The sequence below is a fragment of the Streptomyces sp. NPDC058664 genome, from assembly GCF_042716635.1.
GTDB lineage: Bacteria > Actinomycetota > Actinomycetes > Streptomycetales > Streptomycetaceae > Streptomyces.
In genome coordinates this window covers 1-7,968 of the sequence record NZ_JBHXRW010000121.1, presented here as the reverse complement: position 1 = coordinate 7,968, position 7,968 = coordinate 1, and the positions used below count along the sequence as shown (strand labels likewise).

Genomic DNA, 7,968 nt, shown 5'->3' with positions numbered 1-7,968 from the left:
GCGACCTCGATGCCATCGAGGCCCTGTGCGCACTGGACGACACCACCCACACCGCGCTCCGGCGCTGGCTCAGCAGGTGCGACAGCCTCTGACACGTCACGAGGACGGCGGTCGGCTCCGCACCGAAGGACGTCCCGGTCCTGTCGTTCGGCTCATTCGGCCGGAAGCGAGTCCAGGAGCTCCTGCGCGCTCTTCAGGTGGCTGCTGTGGACGGCGTCGCCGAAGGCCACGGCCTGACGGAGGCGGGAGCGGGCTTCCTCGGTCTCTCCCCGTGCGATCAGGGCCTCTCCCCAGCGCAGGAGCACTTCGGCCTCCCTGTGGGGAACGCCGATGCGGTGAGCCTGGTCCACGGCGTCGCGATACTGCTCGGCGGCCTCGCTCCACCGCTCCAGGGCGGCGTAGTCGCGACCGAGAGCTTCCGTCGCGGCGGCGCGATAGCTGTCGGCGGCGTGCCCGACCACGGGGCAGCCGGGCGAATCGAGGAAGTCGATGATGCGCTCGTGCTGGGTCAGGGCTTCCTCTGCGCGGCCGGAGTCACGCAGGGTGCCTCCGTACAGGCCGATGGTCTCGATCCACCCCTCGTGCTCGGCGGCGGCCTCGAACAGGTCGGCGGCGGCGCGGGCCTTGTCGAAGCCCTTCTGCAGTTCGCCCAGCTGCCGGTGGGGAAAGACCGCGTACACCAGCGCCCAGGCCTGCTGAGGGACGTCCTGGGCGCGGCGGGCGCATTCCAGTGCTTCGTCGGCCCGTTCGATGGCGTCGCGGTACCGGTGCTCGCAGGTGCTCAGGGCCCAGGAGTAGTGGTTGAGGTGGACGGCCCGCAGGCGGGGGTCGTCGAGTGCGGCGGCGGCTTCGCTCGAGAGACGGAAGACCTCGGGCCAGTGCCCCCAGTAGAGCGACAGCTGGTAGTACCACTCCATGGCATCGGCGGTCTCCACCACCCGGGTGTGCTCACCGTGCCGGGCCGCGCCGCGCAGCGCGGCGAGCCAGGCGGGGGCTTCGCTCTGGAGCCAGGCCCTGGCCTGCTCGGCGCTCTCCAGGGGGACCAGGCCCTGCCAGGAGGACGGCGGCGCGCCGTACGCGGGCTTGAACCAGCGGCCCGCGACCACAGCCGTCCCGAGGAGCCAGGTCCGCAGCCGGTACCCGGCCGCTTCGCGGTCGCCGGGTTCCTCCTCGCGCGTCAGGCACGTACGGGCGAACAGCCGCAGGAGGTCGTGCAGTTGGTAGCGGCCGGTGAAGGTGGCCCGGAGGAGGCCGGCCTCGGCCAGCTCCTCCATCACGTCCTCGGCCTCGAAGACGCCGCTGGAGGTCAGCGCCGCGCCGTAGGCGGCGGTCATGTCCGGCCCCGGCACCAGGCTCAACAGCCGCAGCATCCGGGCGGCCTGGCCGGTCAGTTGCCGGTAGGACAGCTCGAACGCGGCCTCGACCCGCACGTCACCGGTGGCGAGCGCGCCCAGCCGCCGCTCCTCGTCGGCCAGACGGCGGACCAGGTGGTCGACGCTCCGCCCCGACCGCACGGTCAGCCAGTTGCCCGCCACCCGCAGAGCCAGCGGCAGGCGCCCGCACAGCTCCGCGACCCGCGCGACCGACTCCGCTTCCGCGTCCGCCCGTTCCGCGCCCAGGATCCTGCGCAGCAGCTCGACCGCCTCGGTCCGCGTCATCTCCGACAGCATCAGCCGGTCCACGTCCTCCAGTCCCGACAGGGGGCGTCGGCTGGTGACCAGCACCAGACTCCGCCCGGCCGCGGGGAGCAGCGGACGGATCTGCCCCTCGTCGCGGGCGTTGTCGAGGACCAGCAGGCACCGGCGCTCGCCAAGCAGCGCCCGCAGCAGCCCCGCACGACCCTGCGCGTCCTCCTGCCCCAGCCGCCGGTCCGAGACCCCGAGGGCCCTCAGCAGTTTCAGCAGCGCCTCGTCCGGGTCCCCAGGGCCCTCGACCCCGTGGAGGTCGACCACGAAGCACCCGTCGGGAAAGTCACCCGCCAGCTCCGCCACCGCCTTCAGCGCCAGCGTCGTCTTCCCGCACCCCGGCGGGCCCGAGACGACCGACACCGACACGCCCTCACCGGTGCCCGCCCGTTCCGCGATCTCCGTCAGCCGCGCCAGTTCCGGACCACGCCCCGTGAAGTCCCCCACGGACCGCGGCGGCGCCGCTGTCCCCGTCGCCGCCACCGCGCTCGTCGGACGCGCGGCCCGCACCGCGACCAGCAGCGCCTCCCGCTCCGCTTCCGACAGCCCGAGCCCCTCCGCCAGCGCCGCCACGGTCCGCCGCTGCGGGGCCCGGCTGCGCCCCCGCTCCATGTCGCCGATCGCCCGGACGCTCACCCCCGACGCCTCGGCCAGCTCCTCCATCGTCAAGCGGCCCCGCTGTCGCAGCCCGCGCAGCACCGCCCCGAACGGCTTCTCCTCCGGCACGACCGCCCCCTGTCTCGCCCGAGGGAAGAATACGACGCGTTTCACCAGGTCACAGCCTCAGTGCCGGGTCCATGACCGCCCTGAGCGCCTCCGGTGCCGACGCGCGGTGGACCGAGGTCGTGGCTCGACCGGCCTCGGGCGGCCAGGCCCGCCGCTCGGTGACCACGGCGGCGGAGGCCTCGTCGAGGCGTGTGCGGCGCCGCGCGGCTCCGTCGGCCGGTACCCGAAGGACGGGGTGCCGCAAGGGAGTTCCACGAGGGAGTCCTCACCGGACGCCACCGGGTCGGCGTGCCGGGGCTCGCGGCGTACCCGGGGTACCGGCCTGTCCTGCCCGTGGTCGGGCGGCCGGGGCAGGAGACGGTCAGCGCGTCGGCAGGCGGTGCAGAACGACCTCGCCGAGCACCCCGTCCGCCACCACGCACGTCATGTACGTGCGGTACGGCTGCCGCCTGCGGTCCGTCGGCGACCCCGGGTTCAACAGGCGCAGGCCGCCGGGCGCCACGGTGTCCCAGGGGATGTGGCTGTGGCCGAAGACCAGGACGTCGAGGTCGGGGTGGAGAGCGGCGCAGCGCGCCTCCCGGCCGCGGGCCGCCCCCGTCTCGTGGACGACGCCGAACCGCAGGCCACCCAGCTCGACGCGGGCCGTCTCCGGCAGCCGCGCGCGCAGTTCGGCGCCGTCGTTGTTGCCGAATACGCCGACCAGGCGCCGTGCGCGTCCCTCCAGGAGGTCCAGGGTGGCCACGTCGACCCAGTCCCCGGCGTGGATGACGACGTCGGCCCGGTCCGTCTCGCGCAGCAACTCGTCGGGGAGCCGCCTGGCGCGCAGGGGAACATGGGTGTCCGAGACGAGCAGCACCCGTACGGGGCGGGCCGCCGTCACGGCCGTGTCGTCGCCCATCACCTGCCTCCTCCCCTCCCGCGGCCCGGGTCCTTGTCGTGCGAGGCGAACTTCAGGGTGTCGTAGTCCGTGGTGGTCCCCGGTATGAATCCGAGGACCCCCACGAGGAGGAACACCGCTCCGACGAGCATCGCGGCCTGTTGGACCGGTGTGCGGGCGTTCCGTGTCGCACGGGTACGCGTGGACACCAGGGTCTTCTTCCTGGAGGTCGTCCCGGTGGGCGCCGGCCGCCGTCGGACACCCGCCGAACCGTCGCGCCGGCACGGTCGGAGGCGGTGTGCGCCGCCCCCGCCTCCGACCGCCCGGCCCTTGACGGCGCCGGGCATCGCGGGCCCCGTCTCAGTCCCCGGCCGTGTCCTCGGCGCCGGCGCCGTCGTCCTCTTCCGCCCTGTCACCCTCCGCCTGCGACGGCGTCGTACGAGGCGCCTCGGAGGATTCGGACGCAGGTGGTACGCCGGTCGTCCCGGGGTCCGGCTCGCGCTCGCCTTCGGCCTGGGACGGTGTCTGCTCACTCATGGACGGTCCTCCGTGCGGGCGGTGTCGGTGTGTCGGCGGTGGTCCCTGTGACCCTCGCCCGGACCGCGAGTACCCGGGCCGTGTCGTCCCACTCCGGGCGCGGACGGGCAGAAGGACGAGCCGCTCGGCAAGGACGAGTCGCTCGGTACCGGGCCGCTCGTACGGTCGGCACGGAGGCGGCGGCGAGGGTGGTGAAGCCGTGGGAGCCGGCTGTCCGGGGGGCACGGCGAGGTGGAGACCGGGGAGCGGCCGAACGGAATGGGAGGGGGGAGGTGTAGCGACGGGTCCGGCGGGCAGCGGCCTGCCATGAGGCCTCGCTGTCGGCGGTACTCCACGGACGCGGGCCCCCTGAAGGGCAGGGTCGCCGTGGTCACCGGCGCCGCGAGGGGGCTCGGTGAAGGCTTGGCGCGCGCCCTGGCCCGGCGGGGCGCCCGGGTGGCTCTGCTCGGCCTGGAGGAGGAACGGCTCCGCCGGGTGGCGGCCGACCTGCCCGGCCCGGCGGCCCACTGGGCGGTCGACGTCACCGATCCCGAAGCGCTCGCGACGACCGCCGAATCCGTACGGGCCGCCCTGGGCGTGCCCTCCGTGGTCGTCGCCAACGCCGGTGTCGCCCTCGGCGGCCCCCTGGTGGACTCCGACCCCAGAGCCTGGCGCCGGGTGGTCGACGTCAATCTCGTCGGCAGCGCCCTGACCGCCCGTTGCTTCCTGCCCGACCTCCTGCGCACCCACGGCTACCACCTCCAGGTCGCCTCGCTCGCGGCCCTCACGCCCGCGCCTCTGCTCACGGCGTACTGCGCCTCCAAATCGGGGGTGGAGGCGTTCGCGCACGCGCTGCGCGCGGAGGTCGCCCACCGCGGTGTCGGCGTCGGCGTCGCCTATCTGGGCTGGGCCGACACCGACATGATCCGCGAGGCCGACGAGACCGCGGTCTTCCGCCTGCTGCGCACGCGAACGCCGTGGCCCGTCTCCGTCACGCACGACGTCGACCCCTTCGTCCGCGCCATGGTCCGGGGGATCGAGCGCCGGTCCGCGCAGGTGTACGCCCCGGCGTGGCTGCGCGGCGTCCACGCGGCGCGGGCCTGCCTGCCGTCGGTCGTCACGTACCGCTCCCGGCAGGTCCTGGCGGCCCGCGGGGACGATCCTCTGCCGCCCACCCCCCTCCTGGGGCCGGGTGGCGCCGCCGCCGGCTCCCCGACGCCGCCCGCGGACCAGGGCCGCCGTTCACAGATCCGTTCCGAGGAGGAACCATGGCCGTACGACACCGGTTGATCCACGCCACGCCCCGCCAGGTGTGGGACGTGCTCGCCGACGGCTCGCGCTACGCGGACTGGGTGGTGGGCACCAGCGATTCGCACGTCACCCGCGGCCGGTGGCCCGAGCTCGGCTCGGCGCTGGAGTACACCGTCCGGATCGGACCGTGGACGGCTTCCGGGACCACCGTCGTACGGCGGATCAACGCTCCGGACGAACTGCAGCTGGAAGTCGACAGCGGGCCCGTCGGTACGGCCCGGGTGTCGATCGAGGTCCTTTCCTGGGGCCAGGAGTGCCTGGTCATCGTGGACGAGCACCCGCTGCGGGGCATCGGCGGCGCACTGCACAACGTCGCGGTCGACGCCCTGATCCAGCTGCGCCACCGCGACATGCTGAGACGGCTCGCGAACGTCGTCGAGGAGTCCGCCGGTTAGCCGGTCGGCCGGGCGGCCGGGCGACACGCCTGCCCCTGGCCGACGAGGCCTTCCGTGCGGACGGAACAGGACGAAAGGCCATAAAGAGGATTGTTTCCGGCGAGCCGGGTACGCGCCGAGGAGTACATCCGACAAACCGACCGCCGCAGTGGACGAGGAGGAGCCTTGAGTCACTTCCAGGACTCGGACCGCCGGCAGGAATCCAGGCCGACGGCAGTAGCGCACACAGCCCAGGACAAGGCGAGCGAGAGCGCCGCCCTGATCGGGGACAAGGCTTCGGGCGTGGCCCGGACCGCGAAGGAGCAGGCCGGGCAGGTCGTCGGCGAGACCCGGGCACAGGGGAAGGACCTCGTCGGCGAGCTTCGGGAGCAGCTCCAGGACCAGGCGAGCACCCAGACGCGACGCCTCGCGGAGAACGTCCGGAAGCTCGCGACCGAGATACGCGACATGAGCGAGAACGGCAAGCCGGACTCGACGGCCGGCGGGCTGGCGCGTCAGATGGCCGACCGTGGGCACCGGATGGCCGACCACCTCGAGCGCCGCGGCCCCGACGGGCTGCTCAGCGATCTGCAGGGGTTCGCCCGTCGTCGGCCCGGGATGTTCCTCGCCGGCGCCGCGCTCGCGGGATTCGCCGTCGCACGCGCCGGCAAGGGCGTCGGCGCCGCGTCCTCCGACGGCTCCGACGGCTCGCGCACCACGGACCGGGCGGCGGGGTACGACCCCGACCCCGCGGCCGCCGCGACGTACCGGCCTCCGACGGACCGGTCCCTGCCCACGGCGCAGGGCGCCGGTGACGGCTACGCCGATCCGCTCGACACCTACGGGCAGTCGCAGCCGCCGCACGTGACGCACGCGCCGCCGAGCACTCCGGCGCCGCCCGCCTATCCGCCCACGTCCGCGGCCCCCTACCGGCCGGGGGCCGACGGGGACCCGCGGGGAGAGGTGAGCTGACCGTGGCCATCTCCTCCCACGAGCGGCTCTCCACGCCCATGACTCCCTCCGCGCCTCCCCGCGCCGCGCCGACACCGCCCCCACCCCCCGCCCGGGAGGCGCGGGACACACGGGAGGCCTCGATCGGTGACCTGATCGGGGACATCGGCACCGACCTCTCCCAGCTGATGCGGGACGAGATCGAGCTGGCCAAGGCGGAGATCAAGGAGGAGTCGACGAAGGCCGGGAAGGCGGCGGGCATGCTCGCCGGAGCCGGTTACGCGGGACACCTGGTCCTGCTGTTCGGCAGCCTGACGGTCGTCGCCGCGCTCAGCCACGTCATGGACGTCGTCTGGGCCGCTCTCGTCGTCACCGCCGTGTGGGCCGTGGCCGGAGCCGTTCTGTACACCACGGGACGCAAGCGGCTCCGCACCGTGGACCTCACACCCGAACACACCGTCGAAGCGTTGAAGGAGGACACCCGATGGGCACGACACCCGAGGAGCTGAGGCGTGACCGGGAGCACCGCCGCGCGCACCTGGCTCACAACGTCGACCTCCTCGCGGACCGTTTGACACCGCGCAGGGTGGCGCAGCGCAAGGCCGCCTCCGTACGGCACGGACTCACCGACGTGAAGGAGCGCGTGATGGGCACGGCGCACGACAGGGGACAGCGGATCGCCGACGGTGCGGGGCAGGCGACCGACGGCATCGCGGAGACCACGCGCGAGGCCGTCGACAGTGTGGGCGAGGCGGTGCGGAGCGCGCCCGCCCGAGCCAGGCGCGGAACCGAGGGCAGCCCCCTCGCCGCCGGGATCATGGCGTTCGGAGCGGGCATGCTGGCGGCGGCCCTCCTGCCGACCACCGAAGCCGAGGAGCGCGCCGCCCAGCGCCTGAAGGAGCACTCCGACGAACTCCTGGGACCGGTCAAGCAGACGGCCGTCGAGGCGGCGCAGGAGGTCAAGGAGAATCTGCGCGAGCCGGTCACGGAGGCGGTGGAGTCGGTGAAGTCGACCGCGCAGGACGCGGCGGCCACCACCAAGGACGACGCCCGCACCGCGGGACGGGAGACCGCCCAGGACGTGCGCCGGGTCGGGCAGGACACCGCGGAGGAGGTGCGCTCGATCTCCACGGACAAGTGACGGGGACGTCGCCGCCGAGGCCGCCCGGTACCGCGAGAGCGGGCCGGGCGGCCCGCCGCGTCGGGCCTGGCCTCGACCGGCCGTTCGGGTGCCGTTCTCCCGCCGTCGGGTCGACGCCGCAGGTCATGCCCTGATGTGATGAAGCGATTTGTTCCGCGCACCTCGTGTAGCGACGGTTTTCCTCGGTCGCTGACCTAGCGTCTCCTTGCCCGCCCACGGTGTTCAGGAGTTCCCATGGTCACGTCTACGGAACCGCCCACCCTCGTACCGGTGAGGAGGAGAAGCCGGGGACGCGTCGTCATCGACTGGCTGACGACGACGGACCACAAGAAGATCGGGCATCTCTACCTGATCACGTCGTTCGCGTTCTTCCTCCTCGGAGGCGTG

General features: G+C 73.8%; 10 protein-coding genes. 5 read left to right on the top strand and 5 right to left on the bottom strand.

From position 1 onward, the window contains the following. Nucleotides 1-152 precede the first annotated feature (152 nt). The 5 genes from ACFWUY_RS39930 to ACFWUY_RS39910 all read right to left on the bottom strand — a co-directional run bounded on the left by ACFWUY_RS39930 (nucleotide 153) and on the right by ACFWUY_RS39910 (nucleotide 3,825). Nucleotides 153-2,411: an ATP-binding protein gene (locus ACFWUY_RS39930; RefSeq protein WP_384121620.1), complete on the bottom strand. Its 2,259-nt coding sequence runs from the start codon at nucleotides 2,409-2,411 to the stop codon at nucleotides 153-155. Nucleotides 2,412-2,460: 49 nt separating this feature from the next. After that, nucleotides 2,461-2,655: a hypothetical protein gene (locus ACFWUY_RS39925; RefSeq protein ID WP_384121618.1), complete on the bottom strand. Its 195-nt coding sequence runs from the start codon at nucleotides 2,653-2,655 to the stop codon at nucleotides 2,461-2,463. A gap of 117 nt (nucleotides 2,656-2,772) precedes the next feature. Beyond that, nucleotides 2,773-3,309, bottom strand: a complete 537-nt coding sequence (locus ACFWUY_RS39920; protein WP_384121616.1) for a metallophosphoesterase family protein — start codon at nucleotides 3,307-3,309, stop codon at nucleotides 2,773-2,775. Next, the gene (locus ACFWUY_RS39915; RefSeq protein ID WP_384121614.1) at nucleotides 3,309-3,497 is read right to left on the bottom strand and encodes a DUF4383 domain-containing protein; all 189 of its coding nucleotides are present in this window, start codon (nucleotides 3,495-3,497) and stop codon (nucleotides 3,309-3,311) included. The genes ACFWUY_RS39920 and ACFWUY_RS39915 overlap by 1 nt, the downstream gene beginning before the upstream one ends. A 151-nt stretch (nucleotides 3,498-3,648) precedes the next feature. After that, nucleotides 3,649-3,825, bottom strand: coding sequence for a hypothetical protein (locus tag ACFWUY_RS39910; protein WP_384121612.1), 177 nt, complete (start codon nucleotides 3,823-3,825; stop codon nucleotides 3,649-3,651). A 306-nt stretch (nucleotides 3,826-4,131) separates the two neighbouring features. Here ACFWUY_RS39910 and ACFWUY_RS39905 point away from each other — a divergent pair, with 306 nt between their 5' ends. From ACFWUY_RS39905 to ACFWUY_RS39885, 5 genes are all read left to right on the top strand, one after another. Beyond that, nucleotides 4,132-5,094, top strand: a complete 963-nt coding sequence (locus tag ACFWUY_RS39905; RefSeq protein WP_384121610.1) for an SDR family oxidoreductase — start codon at nucleotides 4,132-4,134, stop codon at nucleotides 5,092-5,094. Continuing rightward, nucleotides 5,073-5,510, top strand: coding sequence for an SRPBCC family protein (locus ACFWUY_RS39900; RefSeq protein WP_384121608.1), 438 nt, complete (start codon nucleotides 5,073-5,075; stop codon nucleotides 5,508-5,510). Before ACFWUY_RS39905 ends, ACFWUY_RS39900 begins: the two co-directional genes overlap by 22 nt. 165 nt (nucleotides 5,511-5,675) lie before the next feature. Then, the gene (locus tag ACFWUY_RS39895) at nucleotides 5,676-6,461 is read left to right on the top strand and encodes a hypothetical protein (RefSeq protein WP_384121606.1); all 786 of its coding nucleotides are present in this window, start codon (nucleotides 5,676-5,678) and stop codon (nucleotides 6,459-6,461) included. Between the two features lie 2 nt (nucleotides 6,462-6,463). Next, nucleotides 6,464-6,949: a phage holin family protein gene (locus ACFWUY_RS39890; protein ID WP_384121604.1), complete on the top strand. Its 486-nt coding sequence runs from the start codon at nucleotides 6,464-6,466 to the stop codon at nucleotides 6,947-6,949. Further along, nucleotides 6,925-7,581 carry a DUF3618 domain-containing protein gene (locus tag ACFWUY_RS39885; protein WP_384121602.1) on the top strand — a complete coding sequence of 219 codons (657 nt, stop codon included), beginning with the start codon at nucleotides 6,925-6,927 and terminating at the stop codon, nucleotides 7,579-7,581. Before ACFWUY_RS39890 ends, ACFWUY_RS39885 begins: the two co-directional genes overlap by 25 nt. Nucleotides 7,582-7,968 lie beyond the last annotated feature (387 nt).